Genomic DNA, 24,431 nt, shown 5'->3' with positions numbered 1-24,431 from the left:
AAATCAGGCCCCTGCTGGGGGCCTTAAAAAGGAATGTAAATCGCCATGTTACTACCCTGGCTAATATTAATTCCCTTCATCGGCGGCTTCCTGTGCTGGCAGACCGAACGCTTTGGCGTGAAGATGCCGCGCTGGATCGCGCTGATCACCATGGGATTGACGCTCGCGCTTGGCCTGCAACTGTGGTTGCAGGGCGGTTACTCACTGACCCAGTCTGCGGGCATTCCGCAGTGGCAGTCTGAGTTCATCCTGCCGTGGATCCCGCGTTTCGGCATTACGATCCACCTGGCGATTGACGGTCTGTCGCTGCTGATGGTGGTGCTGACCGGTCTGCTCGGCGTTCTGGCGGTACTCTGCTCCTGGCGAGAAATCGAAAAATACCAGGGCTTCTTCCACCTGAACCTGATGTGGATCCTGGGCGGCGTGATCGGCGTGTTCCTTGCCATCGACATGTTCCTGTTCTTCTTCTTCTGGGAGATGATGCTGGTGCCGATGTACTTCCTGATCGCGCTGTGGGGCCACAAGGCGTCCGACGGTAAAACGCGTATCACGGCGGCAACCAAGTTCTTCATCTATACCCAGGCGAGCGGTCTGGTAATGCTGATTGCCATTCTGGCGCTGGTGTTCGTTCATCACAACGCAACCGGCACATGGACCTTCAACTACGAAGACCTGCTGAAGACCCCGATGTCACACGGCGTTGAATACCTGCTGATGCTGGGCTTCTTCATTGCCTTCGCGGTGAAAATGCCGGTGGTTCCTCTGCACGGCTGGCTGCCAGACGCGCACTCCCAGGCACCAACGGCGGGTTCCGTTGACCTGGCGGGCATCCTGCTGAAAACGGCGGCCTACGGTCTGCTGCGTTTCGCACTGCCGCTGTTCCCGAATGCCTCCGCGGAGTTCGCTCCGATTGCCATGTGGCTGGGTGTGATCGGTATCTTCTACGGTGCCTGGATGGCCTTCACGCAATACGACATCAAGCGTCTGATTGCTTATACCTCCGTTTCCCACATGGGCTTCGTGCTGATTGCTATCTACACCGGCAGCCAGCTGGCGTACCAGGGCGCGGTGATCCAGATGATTGCGCACGGTCTGTCCGCAGCCGGTCTCTTCATCCTGTGCGGCCAGCTGTACGAACGTCTGCATACCCGCGACATGCGTATGATGGGTGGTCTGTGGAGCAAAATTAAATGGCTGCCAGCGCTCTCCATGTTCTTCGCGGTGGCTACCCTGGGGATGCCGGGTACCGGTAACTTCGTCGGCGAATTCATGATTCTGTTCGGCAGCTTCAAAGTGGTACCGGTGATTACCGTGATCTCCACCTTTGGTCTGGTGTTCGCTTCCGTGTACTCGCTGGCGATGCTGCACCGCGCTTACTTCGGTAAAGCGAAGAGCGAAATTGCTGCACAAGAACTGCCGGGGATGTCGCTGCGTGAGCTGTTCATCATCCTGCTGCTGGTCGTACTGCTGGTGCTGTTGGGCTTCTTCCCGCAGCCGATTCTGGATACCTCGCACAGCGCGATGGGCAATATCCAGCAGTGGTTTGTTAATTCTGTTTCTACTACAAGGCCGTAATTCGCCATGACAATAACTCCACAACAACTGATCGCGCTGCTACCGCTGCTGATCGTCGGATTGACGGTGGTGGTTGTGATGCTCTCCATTGCGTGGCGACGCAATCACTTCCTGAATGCCACGCTGTCGGTCATCGGCCTGAATGCCGCGTTAGTCTCACTCTGGTTTGTTGGCCAGGGCGGGGCGATGGACGTCACCCCGCTGATGCGCGTTGACGGTTACGCCATGCTCTACACCGGGCTGGTGCTGCTGGCGAGCCTGGCAACCTGTACCTTTGCTTACCCGTGGCTCGAAGGCTACAACGACAACAAAGAAGAGTTTTACCTGCTGGTACTGATTGCCGCGCTGGGCGGCATTCTGCTGGCGAATGCCAACCATCTGGCCGCGCTGTTCCTCGGTATTGAGCTGATCTCTCTGCCGCTGTTCGGCCTGATTGGTTACGCCTTCCGTCAGAAGCGCTCTCTGGAAGCGAGCATCAAGTACACCATTCTGTCTGCTGCCGCGTCATCCTTCCTGCTGTTTGGTATTGCGCTGCTGTACGCACAATCCGGTAACCTCTCCTTGATGGCGCTCGGCAAGAGCCTCGGCGACGGCATGCTCCATGAGCCGCTGCTGCTGGCGGGTCTGGGCATGATGATCGTTGGCCTCGGCTTCAAGCTCTCTCTGGTTCCGTTCCACCTGTGGACGCCGGACGTATACCAGGGGGCGCCTGCACCGGTCTCTACCTTCCTGGCGACGGCGAGCAAAATCGCTATCTTCGGTGTGGTCATGCGTCTGTTCCTGTACGCGCCGGTGGGTGATAGTGAAGCCGTTCGCGTGGTGCTGGGCATCATCGCGTTCGTCTCCATCATCTTCGGTAACCTGATGGCGCTGAGCCAGACCAACATCAAGCGTCTGCTGGGCTACTCGTCCATCTCTCATCTGGGCTACCTGCTGGTGGCGCTGATTGCGCTGCAGAGCGGTGAGATGTCGATGGAAGCCGTAGGCGTGTATCTGGCCGGTTACCTGTTCAGCAGCCTCGGCGCCTTCGGCGTGGTGAGCCTGATGTCCAGTCCGTACCGTGGTCCGGATGCCGATTCACTGTTCTCCTACCGTGGTCTGTTCTGGCACCGTCCAATTCTGTCCGCGGTAATGACCGTGATGATGCTCTCTCTGGCGGGTATCCCGATGACGCTGGGCTTTATCGGTAAGTTCTACGTGCTGGCCGTCGGTGTGCAGGCGCACCTGTGGTGGCTGACTGCCGGTGTCGTTATCGGCTCCGCGATTGGCCTCTACTACTACCTGCGTGTGGCCGTGAGCCTGTACCTGAGCGCGCCTCAGCAGCTCAACCGTGATGCTCCAGGCAACTGGCAGTACAGCGCCGGTGGTATCGTGGTGCTTATCTCCGCGCTGCTGGTGCTGATCTTTGGTATCTATCCGCAGCCGCTGATTGATATCGTGCAGCGAGCGATGCCATTAATGTAAAAACAAAAAACCCGCCTCGGCGGGTTTTTTATGGTTTGCGCCCTCTCCCTGTGGAAGAGGGATGGGGTGAGGGCACCAGCCCGCACAGAACCTAAGCCAGCTGCTTCCTGCTTATAAGCGGCCCGCCAATCTTCTTCATCGAACGATCCAGCACTTCCTCAATCACCGACGACAGCTCGTTCAGCTCAAACTTCGCCACGTACCCGTCCGCCTTAACCTTGCGAATATGATCTTCGTTGGCGTTGCCGGAAAGGGAGGAGTGGATCACTACCGGAATATCCTTCAGAACCGGGTCGGTTTTGATTTTGCGCGTCAGCGTAAATCCGTCCATCTCCGGCATTTCGAGGTCGGTCAGCACCAGAGCGATCTTATCGGTGATCGGCACGCCCTCAGCCTGCGCCTGTGCGGCCAGCACGCCAATTTTTTCCCACGCGTCTTTGCCGGTGATGTGCAGCTGCGCTGGGATCTCCATCGCCTGCAGACCTTTCTCCAGCATTGAACGCGCCACTTTGGAATCTTCCGCCACAATCGCGACTGCGCCCGGCTTGATGTTGAACTTGGTGGTTTTCAGATTGGTGGCGTGCAGATCGTGGTTGGCCGGGGTGATGTCATACAGGATCTGCTCAACGTCCAGCACCATCGCCAGATCGTTGGTATCCGTTTTCTCATCCAGGCAGGCAATGCTGGTGATATAGCGGCCGCTGACGGCGGTTTCCGCCGCGTGCACCTGCTTCCAGTCCAGACGCATGATGTTCTCAACCGACTCCACGGCAAAGGCCTGCACGCTGCGGGCATATTCGGTGATAAGCAGGATGTTCAGCCCGGTGGTAGGCTTACAGCCCGCCACGGCGGCCAGGTCGATCACCGGGATCACCTGATCGCGAATATTCACCATCCCCATCAGCGGTGATTTCATCCCGGCGGGTTTTGTGAATTCCGGCATCGGCACAATTTCACGCAGCTTAAAGACGTTAATGCCAAACAGCTCGGATTTATTTTCGTTCAGAGAGGTGCCAAGACGGAACAGCAACAGTTCAAAACGGTTCGACAGGGTGAGATTCGCCCTGTCATCAATATCTTTCTGGAAATTATCCATTCTACCCTCGAGAGAAATGCTGACCTTTTAATCGTTATCGGCATTCTGAGAGAAAAATGAAGGGCTAAACGCTGACCTTAGCGAAATCTTCGGCCAGCTCGCACGCCGGGAACACCGCCAGGCACTCTGCCAGCAGGCTTGCACACCCCCGCGCGTCGTAGCGGGAACTGACGTGAGTGACGATCAGCCTCCCGACGCCCGCGTCGCGGGCAAGCTGCGCCGCCTGACGCGTTGAGCTATGGCCGCGGCCGTTGGCTTTCTCTTCCATCGCCGTTTCCAGCGTGGCTTCGTGCACCATCACGTCAACGCCCTGGGCAAGCTGAAGGGCGGCAGGGCACGGCGCCGTGTCGCCAAAGATAGCCAGCTTCTTGCCCGGCTCGGGCGCGGCGAGATAATCCTGACCGTTGATGACGCGACCGTCCTCCAGCGTGACGGTCTCGCCGTGCTTCAGGCGCTGGAACAGCGGTCCGGGTTTTACGCCAGCGGCCATCAGCGCGGCGGCGTCCAGCGCGCCGGGTTTGTCATGCGCTTCAATGCGATAGCCATAGCACTCAACGGGATGATTCAGCGGCTGCGCGCTCACCTTATAATCACCGTCATCGAAAACCAGGCCTTCGCTAATCTCAACGATCTCCAGCGGATAGTCGGTCCACGACCCGCTCAGGCGCAGCGCGGTTTCAACAAATTCACGCACACCCGCAGGCCCGTAAATCGTCAGCGGATTGGCGTTGCCGGCCATGGAGCGGCTGCACAGCAGGCCCGGCAGGCCAAACAGATGGTCGCCGTGCAGGTGAGTAATAAAAATTTTATCCAGCTTGCCGGGGTGATACGCGGTGTGCAGCAGCTGATGCTGCGTCCCTTCACCGCAGTCAAACAGCCACAGCCCGCCGCGGGTGGGGTGCTTAAGATCCAGCAGAATTGCCGTCACGTTTCGTGAGCGGGTTGGCACGCCAGCGGACGTACCCAGAAAAATCAGTTCCATAACGCAATCAGCCCTTTGCCGAACGGGGAGGGGTTTAGTATAACGTGATGAACCCCAGGAAGGAGAAAGAGATGATCCAGTGGCAAGATTTACATCATAGTGAACTCACCGTTCATTCGCTCTACGCGCTGCTTAAACTGCGCTGCGAAGTGTTTGTAGTTGAACAGACGTGCCCGTATCAGGACATCGACGGGGATGACCTCGTTGGCGAAAACCGCCATATCCTCGGCTGGAAGGATAACGAGCTGGTGGCGTATGCGAGGATTCTGAAAAGCGAGGACGATGTCGAGCCCGTGGTGATAGGCCGCGTCATTATCAGCGGTCACGCGCGGGGTGAGAAACTGGGCTATCAGCTGATGGAAAAAACGCTGGAGTCATGCCAGAAACAGTGGCCGGACAAGGCGTTATACCTGGGCGCGCAGGCGCACCTGCAATCCTTCTATGGTCATTTCGGTTTTATGCCGGTCACCGACATCTACGACGAAGACGGTATTCCGCACATCGGCATGGCGCGGGAAGCGAAACAGGCGTAATGGCGCGTCGTTGTCTATAGTTAGCGGACTGGTGTACTAACATGGAGAAAAATATGTCATTTCAATCCTGGGATACCCGTATCGACGACGACCTGACCTTACTGAGCGAAACGCTGGAAGAGGTGTTACGTTCCTCGGGCGACCCTGCCGATCAGAAATATATCGAGCTGAAAGCCCGTGCCGAGCAGGCGCTCCACGACGTTAAAAACCGCGTCAGCCATGCGTCTGATACTTACTACTACCGCGCCAAAAAAGCGGTTTATCGTGCCGATGATTACGTCCATGAAAAACCGTGGCAGGGCATTGGGGTGGGCGCAGCCGTAGGGCTGGTGCTGGGTCTGCTGCTGGCCCGTCGTTAAGCCGTTTAACCACTCCCTATACGTGGGTACTGATATTTCTTATGGTACCCCGTATAATATGAGGTTTTAACAGGGAGAGGTTCGCGTGAATTCGATTTTCCTCGCGCTGGAACAATTGCGTAGCCATCTTTCGCAAGCGTTACCTGCCACATCCGGCCTGCGTCATTTCGACGTTTCTTTCCCGTTAAACGATGCCTTCGATCCCCTTGCCTGGCTGGGCGAGCAGCAGTGCTATCCCCAGTTTTACTGGCAACAGCGTAACGGCGATGAAGAGCTGGCCGCGTTGGGAGCGGTCGTCCAATTCTCCTCTCTGGCGTTAGCCTCGCAGTTTTTAAGTGCGCAGCACGCCCCTGAAGATACCCGAATCTGCGGCCTGAACGCGTTTAACCCGGAGCAGGGCAGCCTCTTTTTACCGCGTCTGCTGTGGCGACGTACCGCTGGCAACGCCACGTTGCGTCTGCAGCTGTGGAGCGACAGCTCGCTTGAGGACGATGCCGACACCGCGCGGGCGTTCTTACAGCAACTGCTTCCCGCCAGACCGATCCGTCCGCTCTCCGTGCAGGTTGAGCGCGAAACCCATCACCCGGAAAAACCGCAATGGCTTAGCCTTATCGGCAAAGCGACAGAGACGATTGCACGCGGTGATTTCGAAAAGGTCGTTCTCGCCCGAGCAACCGACCTGCAGTGTAAACAGCGCGTTAACCCCGTCGCGCTGATGGCCGCCAGCCGCGCCCTGAATTTAAACTGCTATCATTTCTGCATGATATTCGACGCCAGCAACGCGTTTCTCGGCTCCACGCCCGAGCGTCTCTGGCGGCGGCGCGGCAAGCTGCTGCGCACCGAAGCGCTGGCGGGCACCGTCGCCAGCCATACTGACGATAAACAGGCGCAGCGTCTGGGCGAGTGGCTGCTGAATGACGATAAAAACCAGCGCGAAAATATGCTGGTGGTGGAAGATATCTGCCAGCGTCTTCAACACCATACGCAGACGCTGGAGGTGTTGCCGGCTCAGGTCGTCCGCCTGCGCAAAGTGCAGCACTTACGCCGCTGTATCTGGACCGAGCTCAAGCAGGCCGACGATGAGCTGTGCCTGCACGTGCTACAGCCGACGGCGGCGGTTGCCGGGCTTCCGCGACAGCCAGCGCGCGAGTTTATTCAGCACGTTGAACCCTTTAACCGCGAGTGGTACGCCGGTTCGGCCGGGTATTTATCCCCCCAACAAAGCGAATTCTGCGTGGCGCTGCGCTCGGCGCGCGTACAGGAAGACGCTCTGCGGCTTTACGCCGGAGCGGGCATTGTCAGCGGCTCTGACCCGGAGCAGGAGTGGCAGGAGATCGAAAACAAAGCCGCCGGATTGCGCTCTCTGCTCCTAAGGGATTAATACTGATTCGCGCAATCCCGATTCATATCAAAATTCCAATTTTTTCTATTATTTATACTGTGTCGCATTCTTGATACCGGACAATCTCATGTCAGTAAGTTCTTTTAACCGACGCTGGGCGGCGGTGATCCTTGAAGCCCTGACGCGCCATGGCGTCAGGCACGTGTGTATTGCACCGGGTTCTCGCTCAACGCCGCTGACGCTGGCGGCGGCTGAAAACCGGGCGTTTGTTCACCACACCCACTTTGACGAGCGAGGTCTGGGACATCTCGCGCTCGGGCTGGCGAAGGTCAGCAAAGAACCCGTGGCGGTGATTGTCACTTCCGGTACCGCCGTGGCGAACCTCTATCCGGCCCTGATTGAAGCCGGGTTAACCGGTGAAAAACTGATCCTGCTGACGGCCGACCGTCCGCCTGAGCTAATCGACTGCGGCGCCAATCAGGCTATTCGCCAGCCCGGACTTTTTTCTACGCACCCTTCGCAGACGGTTTCGTTACCGCGTCCCACCCAGGATATTCCTGCAAGCTGGCTGGTCTCCACCGTCGATCACGCCATGGCGACATTGCGCAGCGGGGCGCTGCATATCAACTGCCCGTTTGCCGAGCCGCTGTACGGCGAGCTGGACGATACCGGCCTTGACTGGCAGCGGTCGCTCGGCGAATGGTGGCAGAGCGAAAAGCCGTGGCTGCGCGAGCAGACGCATCTTGAGAGCGCGAAACAGCGCGACTGGTTCTTCTGGCGGCAGAAGCGAGGCGTGGTCATCGCCGGGCGCATGAGCGCTGCCGAAGGCAGGCTGGTCGCTGAATGGGCGCAAACCCTCGGCTGGCCGCTGATTGGCGACGTGCTTTCCCAGACCGGCCAGCCGCTGCCGTGCGCCGATCTCTGGCTGGGTAACGCGAAAGCGGTTACTGAGCTTTCGCAGGCGCAGATTGTGGTCCAGATCGGCGCAAGCCTGACCGGAAAACGTCTGCTGCAGTGGCAGGCGACCTGCACGCCGGAAGAGTACTGGGTGGTGGACGCGCTGGAAGGGCGGCTCGACCCGGCGCACCATCGTGGCCGTCGTCTGGTGAGCAAAATTGATAGCTGGCTGGAACTGCACCCGGCGGAAAAACGTCAGCCCTGGGCGGTGGCGATCCCTGAGTTGTCGCGTCAGGCGTGGGAAATCACCAAAGCGCGCTGTGAGACATTCAGCGAGGCCGGGCTGGCGCACCGTATTCGCCAATACCTGCCAGAACAGGGGCAGCTGTTTGTCGGCAATAGCCTGGTCGTGCGGCTGATCGATGCCTTTTCGAAGCTGCCGGTGGGCTACCCGGTGTACAGCAACCGCGGTGCCAGCGGCATCGACGGGCTGATCTCGACGGCGGCGGGGGTGCAGCGCGCCAGCGCGAAATCGACGCTGGCGATCGTGGGCGATCTCTCCGCGCTCTACGATCTCAACGCGCTGGCGCTACTGCGTCAGGCGTCCGCGCCGTTTGTGCTGATTGTGGTCAACAACAACGGTGGGCAGATTTTCTCCCTGTTACCAACGCCCCAGAGCGAGCGCGAGCGCTTCTACCTGATGCCGCAGAACGTGCAGTTTGAACACGCCGCGGCGATGTTCAGCCTGAAATACCATCGCCCGGAAAGCTGGGAACAGCTGGAAGCGGCGTTAAGCACCGCCTGGAAGCAGCCGGGCGCGACGCTGATTGAGCTGGTGGTGAACGAGGCCGACGGCGCGCAGACCCTGCAAAGCCTGCTGGCGCAGGTGAGCCAGCTGTGATCCTCTCGGGCGTGCAGCAGGCCGGAAAACCGGGCTATCCCTGGCTGGTCTTTTTGCACGGTTTTTCCGGCGACTGCCGCGAGTGGCAGGCTGTCGGGAAGCAACTTGGCGAGTATTCCCGGCTCTATCTTGACCTGCCGGGCCACGGTGCGTCCGGGGATATTGCCGTGACGGGGTTCGACGAGATGAGCACGTTACTTACCCGAACTCTACTTAGTTACAACATACTGAACTACTGGCTGGTGGGGTACTCCCTCGGCGGCCGCATTGCGATGTTTCATGCTTGCCAGCAGCCAAAGGGGCTGCTGGGGGTGATCGTTGAAGGTGGACATCCGGGCCTGCAGGATGAGGATGAGCGTCACGCGCGGTGGACATCCGACCGCCGCTGGGCGACGCGTTTTCGCACCGAACCGCTGGAAAAGGTCTTTACCGACTGGTATCAACAGCCGGTATTTGCTTCCCTCGCTGACCACCAGCGCAAGGCGCTTATTGCCCTGCGCAGCCAGAACAACGGCGCGACGCTGGCGAAGATGCTCGAAGCAACGTCGCTGGCCGTGCAGCCCGATTTACGTGCCGCGATTAGCGTATGCAATTTCCCTTTTGACTATATCTACGGTGAACGTGACCAGAAGTTCGCGGCCCTGGCCGCTGAACTGGACGCCGTTCGCCATGCGATTCCAAACGCCGGACACAACGCCCACCGGGAAAACCCCGACGCGGTTGCCGCGAGTCTGGCTCAGATACTGCGTCTTCGAATAAAGGACACTCTATGATCTATCCTGATGAACACATGCTTTATGCGCCGGTTGAATGGCAGGACTGCTCCGAAGGCTACACTGACATTCGTTACCACAAATCCGCCGACGGCATTGCCAAAATCACCATCAACCGTCCGCAGGTGCGTAACGCCTTCCGTCCGCTGACCGTCAAAGAGATGATTCAGGCCCTGGCGGATGCGCGCTACGACGACAGTATCGGCGTGATCGTGCTGACCGGTGAAGGCGAGAAGGCCTTCTGCTCCGGTGGCGATCAGAAGGTGCGCGGCGACTACGGCGGATACCAGGATGATGCGGGCACGCACCACCTGAACGTCCTCGATTTCCAGCGCCAGATCCGCACCTGCCCGAAACCGGTGGTGGCGATGGTGGCGGGCTACTCCATCGGCGGCGGCCACGTGCTGCACATGATGTGCGACCTGACCATCGCTGCTGAAAATGCCATCTTCGGCCAGACCGGCCCGAAAGTGGGCTCCTTCGACGGCGGCTGGGGTGCCTCTTACATGGCGCGCATCGTCGGGCAGAAAAAAGCCCGCGAAATCTGGTTCCTGTGCCGCCAGTACAACGCACAGGAAGCGCTGGATATGGGCCTGGTGAATACCGTGGTGCCGCTTGCCGATCTCGAAAAAGAGACCGTGCGCTGGTGCCGCGAGATGCTGCAAAACAGCCCGATGGCGCTGCGCTGCCTGAAAGCGGCACTTAATGCCGACTGTGACGGTCAGGCGGGTCTGCAGGAGCTGGCGGGTAACGCCACCATGCTGTTCTACATGACCGAAGAGGGTCAGGAAGGACGCAACGCGTTTAACGAAAAACGCCAGCCAGACTTCAGCAAATACAAACGGAATCCGTAATGCGTCTCGCGCAGGTTTACCGCTGGCAGATACCGATGGACGCGGGCGTGGTGCTGCGTGAACGGCGGTTAAAAACCCGTGACGGCTTCTTCGTGCATCTTCAGCAGGACGAGCAGGAAGGCTGGGGCGAGATTTCGCCTCTGCCGGGCTTTAGCCTGGAGTCGCTGGATGACGCGCAGTCTGCATTGCTGACGTGGGTAAAGGCGTGGCGTGAGGGCGTAAACCCGGCATTACCGGACGCGCGTTCCGCCGCCTTTGGCATCAGCTGCGCGCTGGCGGAGCTGGACGGTAGCCTGCCGGAAGAGGCTAACTATCGCGCGGCACCACTCTGCACGGGCGACCCGGACGAGCTGTTCGCGCTGCTTGCCGCCATGCCGGGCGAGAAAGTGGCGAAAATCAAAGTCGGTCTCTACGAAGCGGTGCGTGACGGCATGGTCGCCAACCTGCTGCTGGAAGCAATTCCCGATCTGCACCTGCGTCTGGATGCCAACCGCGCGTGGACGCCGCTTAAGGCGCTGCAGTTCGCGAAGTACGTTAACCCGGCGTACCGCAGCCGCATTGCCTTCCTCGAAGAACCGTGCAAAACCCGCGATGATTCGCGCGCCTTTGCCCGCGAAACGGGGATCGCCATCGCCTGGGATGAAAGCCTGCGCGAGGACGATTTTGAATTTGTCGCCGAGCCCGGCGTCAGCGCGGTGGTGATTAAGCCGACGCTAACCGGCAGCCTGACGAAGGTGCGCGAGCAGATCTCGGCGGCGCACGCGCTGGGGCTGACGGCGGTGATCAGCTCGTCGATAGAGTCCAGCCTGGGGCTGACCCAGCTGGCGCGCATTGCCGCCTGGTTAACGCCGGACACGGTTCCCGGCCTCGACACGCTGAACCTGATGCAGGCTCAGCTTCTCCGCGAGTGGCCTGCCAGCACGCTGCCGTGCCTCGACGCAGAGGCGCTGGAGCCGTTGCTATGAGTTTTACCGACTGGCCCTGGCGTCACTGGCGCGCGCTTTTTGCCGATAAACCGGCCCTGAGACTGAATGATGAAGCGCTTACCTGGCAGCAGTTGTGCGCGCGCGTCGAGCGCCTTGCGGCAGGGTTTCACCAGCAGGGCGTGGCGGAGGGCGACGGCGTACTGCTGCTGGCCTATAACCACCCGCAAACGCTGCTGGCATGGCTGGCGCTGCTTCAGTGCGGGGCACGTATTCTTCCCGTTAATCCGCAGCTGCCGCGCCCGCTGCTCGACGTGCTGATCCCGCAGATGACGCTGCGCTTTGCGCTGGTGCTGGACGGCAGCTACGACGGCCTTCACGGCCTGAGCATGTGCGAGCCAGCGGATGCGTACTGCGCTGCGTGGCAGCCGGCGCGGCTGGCCACCATGACGCTCACCTCCGGCTCCACCGGGCTGCCGAAGGCGGCGGTGCATACCTGCGCCGCCCATCTTGCCAGCGCCCGCGGCGTGCTGTCGCTGATGCCCTACGGGGATAATGACGACTGGCTGCTTTCGCTGCCGCTGTTTCACGTTTCCGGCCAGGGGATTTTATGGCGCTGGCTGCATGCCGGTGCGCGCTTAACCGTGCGCGAGAAGCAGCCGCTGGAGCAGGCGCTACGCGGCTGCACCCACGCCTCGCTGGTGCCGACCCAGCTCTGGCGTCTCCTCAATAGCGAAAGCCACATCGCACTGAAAGCGGTGCTGCTCGGCGGGGCGGCCATTCCCGTGACGCTGACGCAAAAGGCCCGGGAACAGGGCGTTCGGACGTACTGCGGCTATGGCCTCACCGAGTTTGCCTCTACCGTCTGCGCAAAAGAGGCTGACGGCGATCCGGACGTGGGCCGTGCGCTGCCGGGCAGAGAGGTGCAGGTCGTTAACGGTGAAGTCTGGATCAAAGCGCAGAGCATGGCTTCCGGCTACTGGCGGGACGGCGCGCTGATACCGCTGATCAACGCGCAGGGCTGGTTTGCCACTCGCGATCGCGGGGAATGGCATGGCGACCGTCTGACGATTTTAGGCCGCATGGACAATCTCTTTTTCAGCGGTGGAGAGGGGATCCAGCCGGAATCGCTGGAGCGCGTTATCGCCGCGCATCCGCAGATTAACCAGGTGTTTATCGTCCCGCTGGATGACGCCGAGTTTGGACAGCGTCCGGTGGCGGTGGTGGAGTGCGAGCCGGGAACGGATATCACCCGTTTCCCGACCTGGGTACAGGGCAGGCTGGCGCGCTTTGAGCAGCCCGTTCACTGGCTGGTGCTGCCGGCTGAGCTAAAAAATGGCGGGATTAAGATCTCCCGCCAGGCGTTAAAGCAGTGGGTCAATGCCCAGCTGTCCGTATAGTTAGCCGATATCCGGCTCCGGTTTGCGCTGGCGACGACGCAGCAGGCGCAACACCGGCGGCACCACAATCACCATGACCGCGAGCGCTAACAGAACCTTCGCGACGCTGCTGTCCCACAGTATCGACACATTACCGTTGCTGATGGACAGGGCGCGGCGCAGGTTCTGCTCCAGCATCTCACCCAGCACAAAGCCCAAAATCAGCGGAGACATTGGGAAGTGCATTTTTCGCAGGATGTAGCCGAACACGCCGAGGACCACCATCAGCACGAGGTCAAACGTGGTGCTGTGCACCGCGTAAACCCCCACCGCAGAGACGGCGGCAATGGCGGGCACCAGGAACCACAGCGGAATCGTCAGCATGCGGGTGAACAGCCCAATCAGCGGGATATTCATCACCAGTAGCATGACGTTGGCGATCAGCAGCGCGGCAATCAGCCCCCAGACAATATCAGGCTGCTCGGTAAACATCGCCGGGCCGGGCGTGATGTTATAGAGCGTCAGCGCGCCCATCATCACCGCCGTGGTGCCGGATCCCGGCACGCCCAGGGTCAGCATCGGGATAAACGAGCCGCAGGCCGAGGCGTTATTGGCCGCCTCAGGCGCGGCGACGCCGCGAATATCGCCTTTACCAAAGCTGTCGCTATTGCCGCTGAGCTTCTTCTCGGTCATGTAGGTGATGGCGCTGGCGATAGTGGCCCCGGCGCCCGGCAGGATGCCGACGAAGAAGCCAATCACCGACGAGCGCAGCGTGGCGCCGATGCACTGCGCGCCCTCTTTAGCGCTAAAGAGCATCCGGCCGGTTTTGCGCACCAGCGTCTGCCCGCTGCTGGTATGCTCCAGCATCAGTAAGATCTCAGAGACAGAGAACAGGCCGATCACGACGACAATGAACTGCACGCCATCGGACAGGTGAACGCTGTCGAAGGTAAAGCGATAGACCCCGGTGTTGGCATCCACGCCGACGGTGGCTAACCCTAAGCCAATCAGCGCGGATAAAAACGACTTCAGCGGATTTTGCGCCATCATGCTGCCGAGGCAGGCAATGGCGAACACCATCAGGGCAAAATATTCTGCCGGACCAAACGCCAGCGACCACTGGGCCAGCGCAGGAGCGAACAGAATGATGCCGCCAATGGCAATCAGTGAGCCAAAGAATGAACTGACCGCAGAGATGGAGAGCGCCACGCCGCCGCGTCCCTGCCGCGCCATTGGGTAGCCGTCCAGCGCGGTCATGATCGCCGCCGCATCCCCCGGCACGTTAAGCAGGATCGACGAAATGCGTTCGCCATATTCACAGCCGATGTAGACCGTTGCCAGCAGGATCAGCGCCGATTCCGCAGGCAGATGCAGGGCAAACGCCAGCGGGAGTAAAATCGCCACGCCGTTGATCGGCCCAAGGCCCGGCAGCAGGCCGACAATCGTGCCCACGAAACAGCCGATCAGGGCGATCACCAGGTTTTCCGGGGTCATCGCCACGGCGAACCCCTGCGAGAGGTAAATCCAGGTATCCATAGCGTGCTCCGTTAATTAAGCCAGACGCCGAGCGGTAACGTCACGTCCAGCAGGCGGTCAAAGGCGTACCACAGTAAAATCCCCATCACCACGCCAGAGATCCCCGCCGCGGGGAGGGTGGCGTTAAACAGCATGCCGATGACCATCGTCAGAATGGCGGTCGCCACCGGGAAGCCGAGCCACTCAAAGCCCCAGGCATACATCAGCAGGACAATCACCATCACCAGCAGACGTTGCAGAATGCGACGCGGCGGCCACTCGACGGTATCCGGGTGGCGAAGCAGCAGCGCCACCGAGCAGAGCAGCATCAGGCCGACGATGCCCATCGGGAAGGGACGGGGTCCCACGGGTTCATAGCTGTATTCGCTGTGGATCTGCCAGGCGACAAACATCCCGCCAACGCAGAGCAGCAGCCATATCCCGGCAAAAATACGATCGCTCATAGCGCCTCCGGTTATTTCGCCAGGCCAAAGGCTTTCGCCTGTTCGCGGTAGTCATTCACCTGTTTTTTGACGTACTCATCCAGTGGCTTACCGGTCAGGTTAAACTCAAACAGTCCGCGCAGATCGCGCTGTTTCTTAAACTCTTCGGTCTGCTGGAGTTTGTTGAACGCGTCGACCCACCACTGGTACTCGGCGTCGGTCACTTTTGGCCCGACGAAGAAGCCGCGGATGATCGGCCAGACCAGGTTATAACCCTGCTCTTTGGCGGTCGGGACGTTCGCCAGCTGGCCCGGCAGACGGTTTTCCGAGAAGACCGCCAGCACGCGGATTTTATCCCCGCTCAGGTACGGCACCATCTCGCTGAGATCGCCGGAAACGGCCTGAACGTGGTTGCCCATCAGCGCAGTGACCGGTTCGCCGCCACCCTCAAAGGCCACGTAGCGCATCTTGTGCGGGTCAACCTTCGCCTGCTGGGCGAGAAGGGCCGCTTTCATCCAGTCCTGGCTGCCGATAGACGCCCCTGCGCCAATCACCACGCTGTTCGGATCTTTTTCCATAGCGGTCAGCAGATCTTTCAGGGATTTCCACGGGGAATCGGCACGCACGGCAATCATTCCGTAGTCGGTGCCGACGGTCGCCAGCCAGCGCACGTCGTCCACACCGTAGCGGCCAAACTTGCCCTGCGACAGGTTCAGCAGCGAGCCGCCGGAGAAGGCCACCACCGTTCCCGCTTCCGCCGGACGTTGCGCGACAATCGCGTTATAGGCCACCGCGCCCACGCCGCCTGGCATATAGGTGACGCGCATCGGTTTCTCAATGGCCTTCGTCTCCAGCAGGCTGACCTGAATAAGCTTGCAGGTGAGATCGAAACCGCCGCCCGGTTTGGCCGGGGCGATACATTCGGTACGGGACGGAGCGTCCTGGGCCTGAACGACAGAGGTACTTAACAGCAACACGCTTGCAGCAAGGGTAGAAAGTAATTGTTTTTTCATCGTTTATCCTCACGCCGGGGGTACGGGTCTTTTTTTCTGATTATGTGAACCACCTTGTAGCGGTTCCGTTGCGTGATTGTTAAAACAATAACCTTTCATTTCCCTTTCAACGGGACACCAACTTTACAGGATGTGACATGCGTCTCTTACTCGCAGAAGATAATCGTGAGCTGGCTCACTGGCTGGAGAAAGCGCTGGTGCAGGAAGGCTTTGCCGTGGACTGCGTCTCCGACGGACGTGCCGCCGACCATCTGCTGCAGGGTGAAAACTACGCGGTCGCTATTCTGGACATCGGCATGCCCGGTTTTGACGGCCTGGAAGTGGTCCACCGCCTCAGAAAACGGGGGCAAACGCTGCCGGTGCTGTTTCTTACCGCCCGCAGCAACGTGGCGGATCGGGTGAAGGGACTGAACGCCGGGGCAGATGACTATCTGCCAAAACCGTTTGAGCTGGAGGAACTTGACGCGCGTCTGCGCGCCCTGTTGCGCCGAAGCGAGGGTCGAACGCAGGAGCGCCAGCGCCTTGGGGAGCTGGAGTATGACGACGAGGGCTTTTTCCTGCTGCGCGATGAACCGCTTTCCCTGACGCCGCGGGAGCTCTCCCTGCTGAAAGTGCTGATGCACCGCCGGACCCGTCCGGTTTCACGACAGCAGCTTTTCGACCAGGTGTTCAGCCTGAACGACGACGTCAGCCCTGAAAGCATCGATCTCTATATTCACCGGCTGCGTAAGAAGCTGACCGGCAGCGGCGTGCGGATCACCACCCTTCGGGGGCTTGGGTACGTGCTGGAGTGCGGCGATGAGGTGGGTTAAGCCGCAGTCGCTCTATCTGCAGCTGTTGCTTTTCCTGGGTCTGCCGCTGCTGCTGCTGTGGGGATTGTCGGCCTTTAACAGCTACGTTAGCGCGCTGCAGGCGGCCACGCAGGCCTACGATCGCACGCTGTTATCCTCTGCCCGCACCATCTCCGAGCGGCTGGAGGTGCGCAACAGCAGGCTGGCGGTGGACGTGCCCTGGGTGGTGCTCGACAGCTTTGAGCTCAACATGAACGACCGGCTCTACTATAAGGTGGTCGACCCCGACGGACGGGTGATCTCCGGCTATGACGATCTGCCAAAGATGCCGCCTGCGACGTCGCGCACAACGCTCTATCCGGCGCTGGCCTGGTTTTACCACACCGAATATCGCGGCCAGGCGATTCGGGTGGCGCGCCTGCTGCAGCCCGTAAATGAAGATAATGTTTTTGGCATGGCGGAGATTTACGTCGCCGAGACGCTCCAGTCCCGCCGCTATCTCGCCAGCCAGCTGCTCTTTTCATCCTGGGTTTCACAGGGACTGCTGGTGCTGCTGACGCTGGTGCTGACCGCATGGCTGCTGCGCCGCGTGCTGCGCCCAATGCGCCAGCTTTCGTCACTGATGGTGCGGCGCGAGCCGGGCCTGCTCGCACCGCTGCCGGAGCTGCTGCCCTGGTCCGAGACCCGGCTGCTGATAGTCGCCTTTAACCGCTATATCGACCGGCTGCGCGGCGTGCTTTCGCGTCAGGAACGCTTTAACGCGGATGCGTCGCACCAGCTCAAAACGCCGCTGGCGGTGCTTAAAACCCAGGCCTCCGTCGCGCTCGCGCGTCAGGATCCCGCCCTGTGGCAGGAGAGCCTGCGGGCAATGAATGTCACCCTGGACGACACTATCGTACTCACCGAGCGGCTGCTGCAGCTTTCAGCGGTGAAGGGAAAAGAGCAGGGGGATCGTCATTTTACGCCTGTGGATCTGGTTCAGGTGGTGCAGAACTGCTGCTTTTCCCGGCTGACGCAGGCGCGGAGCAAGGCGATCGATTTAGGGTATGACGGTGTACAGCATCCGGTCACGATCGAAGGCGATGACGTTCTGCTGGGCGAGCTGTGCGCCAACCTGCTGGAGAACGCTATTAAATATACGCCTGCAGGCGGGACCGTGACCGTTTTCCTGCGCGTGGATGGCGGTGCCGTTGAGCTGAGCGTTGAGGACAGCGGCCCCGGCATTGAAGAGGATCAGATCTACCAGGCGATGCAGCCTTTCCACCGTCTGGACAACGTCGGGAACGCCGCCGGTTCCGGGATTGGGCTGGCGCTGGCGGGGGATATCGTCCGGCTGCACCGCAGCCATTTACAGCTGACTCGCAGCGAAACGCTGGGTGGCCTTTGCGTCAAAATGCGCTTTCTGCTGCTTACGTAAAAAAGCCGGGGGTTTCAAATCGTTACAATCTTCCTGTCCGCCGCACGCAGAGTGCTTGATCCCCCGCAGACTCAGGTTAAAATCTCGCGGTTTTGGGGACTTCTCTATAATTATGCAGGATCGCGACAATGAAAAAAGTGGCATTACTGGGCCTCGGCCTGATGGTTGTATCTGCGGCGGCTAACGCCATTAGCATTAATGGTTCGGCGGGTCAGGACTATACCCACCTCGGTTTTGGCATGGGTACTGACACCTCCGGTCTGGCAATGACCGGCGGCTGGACGCACAACGATGACGACGGCGACGCGGCAAGCCTCGGCCTCGGTCTGAATATTCCTCTTGGCCCATTCCTGGCCACCGTTGGCGGTAAAGGTATCTACACCAACCCAAATGACGGTGATGAAGGGTACGCAGCGGCAGTGGGCGGCGGCCTGCAGTGGAAAATTGGCGACAGCTTCGGCCTGTTTGGCGAGTACTACTACTCTCCGGATTCCCTCTCCAGCGGCATCGACAGCTATGAAGAAGCCAACGCCGGCGCGCGCTGGACCATCATGCGTCCGATTACCATCGAAGCGGGCTACCGTTATCTGAATCTGGCCGGTAAAGACGGCAACCGCGATAACGCGCTGGCTGACGGCCCGTACGTGGGCGTGAGCGCAGGCTTCTAATCGTTCCGGCGCGGCGTTCCGTCGCGCCAGTTTCTCTCATCTCCACCCCGCGTTTGCGCTATAGTGTTTTGACCAAATAAGCGGGAGAACACAATGATTAACGTGGAGATGTTATCCACCGGCGACGAAGTGCTGCACGGACAGATTATTGATACCAATGCTGCCTGGCTTGCCGATCTTTTCTTTGAGCATGGATTACCGTTAACGCGCCGCAATACCGTGGGCGACAATCTGGAGTCACTGGTCGCTGTTTTGCGCGAGCGCAGTGAACAGTGCGACGTGCTGATTGTGAACGGCGGGCTCGGCCCCACCGGTGACGATCTCAGCGCGCTGGCCGCCGCGACCGCAAAAGGCGAAGGGCTGATGCTGCACGAGGCGTGGCTTTCGCAGATGGAACGCTTTTTCACCGAACGTGGCCGCGTCATGGCCCCCAGCAACCGCAAGCAGGCTGAAATTCCCGCCAGCGCCGAGCTGGTTGATAACCCGGTCGGTACCGCATGCGGGTTTGCCATGCAGCTGAACCGCTGCCTGATGTTCTTCACGCCGGGCGTGCCCTCCGAATTTAAGGTGATGGTCGAGCAGCAGATCCTGCCGCGCCTTCGCCAGCGTTTTACTCTGCCTGAACCTCCGCTGTGCCTGCGCCTGACCACCTTTGGCCGCTCGGAAAGCGATCTGGCCCAGAGCCTTGACCACCTTCCGCTGCCGCCGGGCGTCTCCATGGGCTATCGCTCCTCTATGCCGATCATTGAACTCAAATTAACAGGACCGGCCACGCAGAAAGAGGCGATGCTGGCCCTGTGGCCTGAGGTGCAGCGCGTGGCGGGCGAAAGCCTGATTTTTGAAGGGACGGAAGGGTTGCCTGAGCAGATTGCAAAACATCTGCAGACTCGCCAGCTCAGCGTGACCTTAAGCGAGCAGTTCACCGGTGGCCTGCTGGCGCTGCAATTGTCGCGCGTCAACGCGCCGCTGCTCGCCAGCGAAGTGGTGCCGTTTCAGCAGGAGACCCTGGCGCAAACCGCCCGCTGGGCTTCCGAAAGAAGGGTGAAGCATTTTGCCGGTCTGGCGCTGTTTGTCGGCGGGCTGGATGAGGATTACCTCAACTTCGCGCTGGCGACGCCGGAAGGCACCTGGGCGCTGCGGGTAAAAATGAGCATCACCCGCCACAGCCTGGCGGTGCGTCAGGAGGTGTGCGCCATGATGGCGCTGAATATGCTGCGCCGCTGGCTCAACGGCAAAGAGGTCGCCAGCGAGCACGGCTGGATTAACGTTGTCGAGTCGCTGTTCGTTGAGTAATGCCTGTGCCGGGGCCTCTCGCCCCGGCAACGTTCAGCCCAGCGCTTTCGCCAGCAGGGTAATCGGATGTTCGCAGCGCTTGCTGGTGGACATCTCAATCTGCCATTTACAGGTTTCGCAGTCCGTCACCACGATATCCGCGCCGCTCTCTTCAATCTGGCGGAACAGCGGGGCACCAATTGCCTGCGAGGTATCGTAGTTTTCACGCTTAAAGCCGTAGGTGCCTGCGATGCCGCAGCAGCGCGAATCCAGCACCGTCAGCTCCAGCCCCGGAATTAACCGCAGCAGCTCCAGCGTATAAAGCGACCAGCCCATTTTCTCCATATGACACGGGGTGTGATAGACCACCTTCAGCGGCAATGTTCCCAGCGGCAACGTCTGCCCGCTGTCCAGCTTGCGCCAGAGGAAGCGCGTCGCCAGCTCGATGTGCTCGCGCAGTCCGGCGTTATCCACGTCCAGCAGGTGCGGGTACTCATCGCGCAGGGTGAAGGTGCAGGTGGACGACGTCGCCAGCACCGGCATGCCTTTATCGACAATCGCTTCGCGCAGGGAGCTGACGTTGCTTTTGGCCTGCCTGCGCGCTTTATCGGTAAACCCGTTGGCAATCAGCGGCACGCCGCAGCACTTTTCTTTGCTAAGCAGTTGTACGCCGGTTCCCATAGCGTTCAGCACCTTCAGCAGGTCTTTTCCCAACTGCGGGTGGTTGTAGTTCACATAGCAGCCGTGGAAAAAGGCTACCCGATCGTCGTACTGCGCCTGCTGCTCCGCGACGGTTTTATACCAGCGACGGAAGGTGCCGTGAGAATATTTTGGCAGGCTGCGGTGATGGTCTATTTTAAGCGTGGCATTCAGCAGCCGACGCACCGGCTTGAGTGAGGTTGCGGCATTCACCAGCGGGGCAAACGGCGTGGAGACGCTGCCCATCAGATCGGTATGGCTCAGGATCGCATCGCGCAGCGACGGCTTTTGCGTGCTGTACCGCGCCCGGGCGCGCTGAATAATATCGCCGATTTTCACATCCGACGGGCAGGCGACCTCGCAGCGCTTGCAGTTGATGCAGTATTTCAGCGCTTCATCGTACAGCTTGCCGTCCTTCAGGCGCAGACGCTCGCCGTCCGGCCCGGCCTGCTTTGGCCCAGGGTAGCGCGGGTTTACGCCGCTGACCGGGCAGACGGTGGTACAGACCGTGCATTTAATGCAGCTTTCGAAACGGGTATCGTTCATTGTTCAGCCTCCACGCGCTGGATAATCTGCTCGGCTACATACAGCGCCGTGACGGCGCAAACCCCGCCGCCGCATCCCTGGGGGATCGGATCGTATCCGCCCAGCAGCGAGCCGATGGCAAAAAGATTACCGACGGGCATACCGGAAAGCTGCGGATGTAGCCGGTTATCGACAATTACGCCAAACTGCTGCCAGGGCTGCGGCGTGAAGAAATCACACTGATACCAGTCCGCGCGGGAAGCGGTTTGCCGCACATCCAGCCCCATAATCGCTTCCCGGATGCCCTCCCGGCTGCTCAGCAGCCCGTTGCTGAAGAAGCTTCCGCTCGCCAGCACCGTATAGCGGGCGCGAAGCGGAATATCCTCGTGGTTGCGCGTCCAGATTTCGCTCACCGCGCCGTCGGTCAGGGTGATTTTTTTCACCTCGTCACCCGCCATCCATACGCCGCCCTGCGCAACAAACTGGCGCTGAAGCTGGGTGTGCAGACGAATGCCGGGTACGGAAGGGGGAAGCGTCGGCAGTAAACCGAGCGTGCAGGGCAGACGATCCGAGAGCCAGCGCCAGAGCCGGTTGTCGTTTAAACCAAAGCAGGCGGGCATTAACAGGGCTTCGCAGGTTTCACCGAGCGGCCTGAGCGCGTCATACAGCAGCGGCCATTTGTCCTCGTTATCCAGAAAACGGGCGATATTCACCGCGCGAAACTCGCTCGGGTTATCGCGCAGGACATCCAGCTCGGGCAGCTCTATTTCTGCCGTGTCGGCGTTGATGCCCTGGCGACAGAGCGAGGCCGCCGCGAGATGGGGTTGAAAATCCAGAAAGCCGCTAATACCCACCACCCGCACTCGTCCCGCGCTGACGGGGGCCACGGGGACTTCCTCCGGGCTGAGCCACGCGGAGCGCAGGGTGCCGAGCGGCGTGATGCGCTGGTGATTTTGCCTGGCGCTTCCCTTCAGACGCGCGCCGCAGCCCGCCAGCAGCGCTTCGGCTTCCAGCGCAAAGCGGTCAATATGCTGCGCGCCAACCAGGTGATACGGGTGCTCCGGCGGCAGCCTGTCGCGGTACGCTTCGTCCACCAGATCCAGCGATCCCGACGAGAAGTGCAGGGCGCTCTGGCCACGGGTGATAATGGCGCAGCGCAGCCCCTGCTTCGTGAGTTTGATGCCGCAGAGCAAGCCTGCCAGCCCGCCGCCGACGATTACGGTATCAAATTTCATCGTGTTGCTCCTTCTCCAGGCCGCAAAGTCCCTGATAGACCCAGCGGGTAAATTCGCTTTCGCGCAGAGCATCGCCCCAGGCGACAGGCTGAATGCCTTTCCAGCGCTCGTTCAAAAACGCGCTGAGCTGATCGAGCGACTGGGTGGCGGTGGTGGTATGAAAACGCTGCAGCAGCCCGGCGGCACGGCAGGCGCACAGCTCGCCCTGACAGGTCCCCATTCCGACGCGGGTGCGGCGGCGGAGATCCAACAGGCTGTTGACCGTCAGGTTCTCTACCGCGTACTGCACTTCGCCTGCGGTAACGGCTTCGCACTCGCACACCAGGCTGCGGCTCAGTCGTCCTTCACCGAGCCACTGCGGCGTTCTGTCGCCGTGGCGGTAGATGGCCGAACCGCGCAGCGGCGCGGGCAGGGAGATGATTTTTTGCAGCGTTTTTTCGGTAGACTGGCGCGATCCCGGCAGCGGCTGTTCTGCGGTAACGCACGGTTCGGTATTTCCGAGCTTGCGGCAGACGGCATCGGTCGCCCACTCGGCCATCAGCCGGTAGGTCATCAGCTTGCCGCCGGTAATGGTGATAAACCCGTCCATGCCGTCGCGCTCGGCGTGATCGAGCAGCACGATGCCCCGGCTGACGTTACGTCCGCTCGGATCGTTATCGCTGGCGACAAGGGGACGCACGCCCGCGTAGGCGCGCAGGATACGCGTCTGCGCCATCACCGGCGCCAGCTTTTCCCCTTCGCGCAGCAGAATATCCACTTCTTCGGCGGTGACCCGGTTGACGTCAATGTCGCTGTAGTCAACGTGCGTTGACGTCGTACCGATGAGCGAAATGGTGTCGCCCGGCACCAGAATGTCGGCGTCAGACGGTTTGCGGCAGCGGTTGATGACGTGGTTATTGATGCGGTGGTCAAGGATCAGCAGCGAACCTTTGGCCGGGAACATGCGGATGGATAAATCGGCGTATTCCGCGATGCGCTGGCCCCAGATCCCCGCCGCGTTGACCACCACGGCGGCGTGCAGCTCGCTGTGCTCGTTGTACTGCGTATCAAACACCCGCACGCCGCAGATGCGATGACCCTCGCGGATAAGCCCGGTCACTTCATGTCCGGTCAGAATGCGCGCGCCATGCTCGCGGGCGTCCAGCATGTTGGCGGCGGTCAGGCGGAACGGATCGACGGTGCCGTCAGGCACCTTCACCGCGCCGATCAGCGTCGGGTTCACCGACGGCTCCAGCCGCCGGGCCAGCGCCGGATCCATAGCCTCAGCCTGAATGCCCGCTGCAGTACAGGCGGTTATAAAGGTTGACTGAAAGGCGAGGTCATCTTCGGGAAGGGTAATAAAGAGGCCGTCGGTCGGCTCTATGCAGTGTCGGGCGATACGCTTGAGGATCTGGTTTTCAGCGATACATTCGCGCGCGGATTCACCGTCGGTGACTGCATACCGCGCGCCGCTGTGCAGCAGGCCGTGGTTACGTCCCGTCGCGCCGGTGGCGATATCGTGGCGCTCCAGAAGCGTGACGCTTAAGCCGCGAAGGGCGCAGTCGCGTGCGATGCCGGCGCCGGTTGCGCCACCGCCAATGATAATCACATCGCTGTAGCGTGGATCGTGAATTGTCATTGCCTTTCCTCTATGTTCGTTTTTTAGCATTTAGCCACATAGATCGTGTGGTTTGTTTGATTTCGAACATAAACGCGCTAAATTCGAAACTGAAACGTGATTTCATGCGCTTTTTTGCGCATTCTGTCATATTTCTGTAACAATCTGTGCGTTGATT

22 protein-coding genes are annotated in these 24,431 nt (G+C 60.2%); 14 read left to right on the top strand and 8 right to left on the bottom strand.

Features of this window, described 5'->3' with window-relative positions; genetic code table 11:
- Positions 1 to 45: 45 nt before the first annotated feature.
- Together nuoM and nuoN are read left to right on the top strand one after the other, a co-directional pair.
- Entirely contained in the window at positions 46 to 1,575 is a 1,530-nt protein-coding gene (gene nuoM, locus HBA26_RS06815) for an NADH-quinone oxidoreductase subunit M (RefSeq protein ID WP_008500214.1), read from the top strand.
- A gap of 6 nt (positions 1,576 to 1,581) precedes the next feature.
- Positions 1,582 to 3,039: an NADH-quinone oxidoreductase subunit NuoN gene (gene nuoN / locus HBA26_RS06810; protein ID WP_166720831.1), complete on the top strand. Its 1,458-nt coding sequence runs from the start codon at positions 1,582 to 1,584 to the stop codon at positions 3,037 to 3,039.
- Between the two features lie 91 nt (positions 3,040 to 3,130).
- Here the strand turns inward: nuoN and HBA26_RS06805 are convergent, their stop codons facing one another.
- Positions 3,131 to 4,135, bottom strand: a complete 1,005-nt coding sequence (locus HBA26_RS06805; RefSeq protein ID WP_028013927.1) for a chemotaxis protein — start codon at positions 4,133 to 4,135, stop codon at positions 3,131 to 3,133.
- A gap of 64 nt (positions 4,136 to 4,199) precedes the next feature.
- Positions 4,200 to 5,117 (bottom strand): ribonuclease BN, encoded by a 918-nt coding sequence (rbn, locus tag HBA26_RS06800; protein ID WP_045629891.1) that lies wholly within the window; start codon positions 5,115 to 5,117, stop codon positions 4,200 to 4,202.
- A 71-nt stretch (positions 5,118 to 5,188) separates the two neighbouring features.
- Here rbn and HBA26_RS06795 point away from each other — a divergent pair, with 71 nt between their 5' ends.
- From HBA26_RS06795 to menE, 8 genes are all read left to right on the top strand, one after another.
- Positions 5,189 to 5,650 carry a GNAT family N-acetyltransferase gene (locus HBA26_RS06795; RefSeq protein ID WP_069733486.1) on the top strand — a complete coding sequence of 154 codons (462 nt, stop codon included), beginning with the start codon at positions 5,189 to 5,191 and terminating at the stop codon, positions 5,648 to 5,650.
- A 53-nt stretch (positions 5,651 to 5,703) separates the two neighbouring features.
- Positions 5,704 to 6,009, top strand: coding sequence for a stress response protein ElaB (elaB, locus tag HBA26_RS06790; protein WP_028013924.1), 306 nt, complete (start codon positions 5,704 to 5,706; stop codon positions 6,007 to 6,009).
- Between the two features lie 85 nt (positions 6,010 to 6,094).
- A complete protein-coding gene (menF, locus tag HBA26_RS06785; protein WP_126345358.1) occupies positions 6,095 to 7,390 on the top strand; it encodes an isochorismate synthase MenF in 1,296 nt (431 codons plus the stop codon).
- A gap of 88 nt (positions 7,391 to 7,478) precedes the next feature.
- A complete protein-coding gene (menD, locus tag HBA26_RS06780; RefSeq protein WP_126345357.1) occupies positions 7,479 to 9,149 on the top strand; it encodes a 2-succinyl-5-enolpyruvyl-6-hydroxy-3-cyclohexene-1-carboxylic-acid synthase in 1,671 nt (556 codons plus the stop codon).
- A complete protein-coding gene (gene menH / locus HBA26_RS06775) occupies positions 9,146 to 9,922 on the top strand; it encodes a 2-succinyl-6-hydroxy-2,4-cyclohexadiene-1-carboxylate synthase (protein ID WP_126345356.1) in 777 nt (258 codons plus the stop codon). The genes menD and menH overlap by 4 nt, the downstream gene beginning before the upstream one ends.
- Complete coding sequence (menB, locus tag HBA26_RS06770) at positions 9,919 to 10,776, top strand: 1,4-dihydroxy-2-naphthoyl-CoA synthase (protein WP_028013920.1); 858 nt, start codon at positions 9,919 to 9,921, stop codon at positions 10,774 to 10,776. The genes menH and menB overlap by 4 nt, the downstream gene beginning before the upstream one ends.
- Positions 10,776 to 11,741 (top strand): o-succinylbenzoate synthase, encoded by a 966-nt coding sequence (menC, locus tag HBA26_RS06765; RefSeq protein ID WP_126345355.1) that lies wholly within the window; start codon positions 10,776 to 10,778, stop codon positions 11,739 to 11,741. The genes menB and menC overlap by 1 nt, the downstream gene beginning before the upstream one ends.
- Positions 11,738 to 13,099, top strand: coding sequence for an o-succinylbenzoate--CoA ligase (menE, locus tag HBA26_RS06760; RefSeq protein WP_126345354.1), 1,362 nt, complete (start codon positions 11,738 to 11,740; stop codon positions 13,097 to 13,099). The genes menC and menE overlap by 4 nt, the downstream gene beginning before the upstream one ends.
- Here the strand turns inward: menE and HBA26_RS06755 are convergent, their stop codons facing one another.
- The 3 genes from HBA26_RS06755 to HBA26_RS06745 are packed head-to-tail and all read right to left on the bottom strand — an operon-like array spanning position 13,100 to position 16,049.
- Positions 13,100 to 14,614: a tripartite tricarboxylate transporter permease gene (locus HBA26_RS06755; RefSeq protein ID WP_166720830.1), complete on the bottom strand. Its 1,515-nt coding sequence runs from the start codon at positions 14,612 to 14,614 to the stop codon at positions 13,100 to 13,102.
- 11 nt (positions 14,615 to 14,625) lie between these two features.
- Entirely contained in the window at positions 14,626 to 15,057 is a 432-nt protein-coding gene (locus tag HBA26_RS06750; protein WP_048960702.1) for a tripartite tricarboxylate transporter TctB family protein, read from the bottom strand.
- Between the two features lie 11 nt (positions 15,058 to 15,068).
- The gene (locus HBA26_RS06745; RefSeq protein WP_047363034.1) at positions 15,069 to 16,049 is read right to left on the bottom strand and encodes a tripartite tricarboxylate transporter substrate binding protein; all 981 of its coding nucleotides are present in this window, start codon (positions 16,047 to 16,049) and stop codon (positions 15,069 to 15,071) included.
- Positions 16,050 to 16,186: 137 nt separating this feature from the next.
- Between HBA26_RS06745 and tctD the strand changes: the two genes are divergently transcribed.
- The 4 genes from tctD (at position 16,187) to HBA26_RS06725 (ending at position 20,218) form a co-directional block, all read left to right on the top strand.
- Positions 16,187 to 16,861 carry a transcriptional regulator TctD gene (gene tctD, locus HBA26_RS06740; RefSeq protein ID WP_028013915.1) on the top strand — a complete coding sequence of 225 codons (675 nt, stop codon included), beginning with the start codon at positions 16,187 to 16,189 and terminating at the stop codon, positions 16,859 to 16,861.
- Complete coding sequence (locus tag HBA26_RS06735; RefSeq protein WP_126345353.1) at positions 16,848 to 18,257, top strand: sensor histidine kinase; 1,410 nt, start codon at positions 16,848 to 16,850, stop codon at positions 18,255 to 18,257. Before tctD ends, HBA26_RS06735 begins: the two co-directional genes overlap by 14 nt.
- 128 nt (positions 18,258 to 18,385) lie before the next feature.
- Complete coding sequence (locus HBA26_RS06730) at positions 18,386 to 18,925, top strand: YfaZ family outer membrane protein (RefSeq protein WP_028013913.1); 540 nt, start codon at positions 18,386 to 18,388, stop codon at positions 18,923 to 18,925.
- A 93-nt stretch (positions 18,926 to 19,018) separates the two neighbouring features.
- Positions 19,019 to 20,218 carry a nicotinamide mononucleotide deamidase-related protein YfaY gene (locus HBA26_RS06725; protein WP_126345352.1) on the top strand — a complete coding sequence of 400 codons (1,200 nt, stop codon included), beginning with the start codon at positions 19,019 to 19,021 and terminating at the stop codon, positions 20,216 to 20,218.
- A 33-nt stretch (positions 20,219 to 20,251) separates the two neighbouring features.
- Here HBA26_RS06725 and glpC read toward each other — a convergent pair whose 3' ends face one another.
- From glpC to glpA, 3 genes are read right to left on the bottom strand one after another with little or no spacing between them, the layout of a single operon-like run.
- A complete protein-coding gene (gene glpC, locus HBA26_RS06720) occupies positions 20,252 to 21,442 on the bottom strand; it encodes an anaerobic glycerol-3-phosphate dehydrogenase subunit GlpC (protein ID WP_126345351.1) in 1,191 nt (396 codons plus the stop codon).
- Positions 21,439 to 22,656: a glycerol-3-phosphate dehydrogenase subunit GlpB gene (gene glpB, locus HBA26_RS06715; protein ID WP_088204778.1), complete on the bottom strand. Its 1,218-nt coding sequence runs from the start codon at positions 22,654 to 22,656 to the stop codon at positions 21,439 to 21,441. Before glpB ends, glpC begins: the two co-directional genes overlap by 4 nt.
- Positions 22,646 to 24,274 (bottom strand): anaerobic glycerol-3-phosphate dehydrogenase subunit A, encoded by a 1,629-nt coding sequence (gene glpA / locus HBA26_RS06710; RefSeq protein WP_028013909.1) that lies wholly within the window; start codon positions 24,272 to 24,274, stop codon positions 22,646 to 22,648. The genes glpB and glpA overlap by 11 nt, the downstream gene beginning before the upstream one ends.
- Positions 24,275 to 24,431: the final 157 nt, after the last annotated feature.

The organism is Enterobacter sp. 725m/11, assembly GCF_011683705.1.
Classification (GTDB): Bacteria; Pseudomonadota; Gammaproteobacteria; order Enterobacterales; family Enterobacteriaceae; genus Enterobacter; species Enterobacter bugandensis.
Note: the sequence above shows the minus strand (reverse complement) of the source record. Positions and strands in the feature narration are given on the sequence as shown.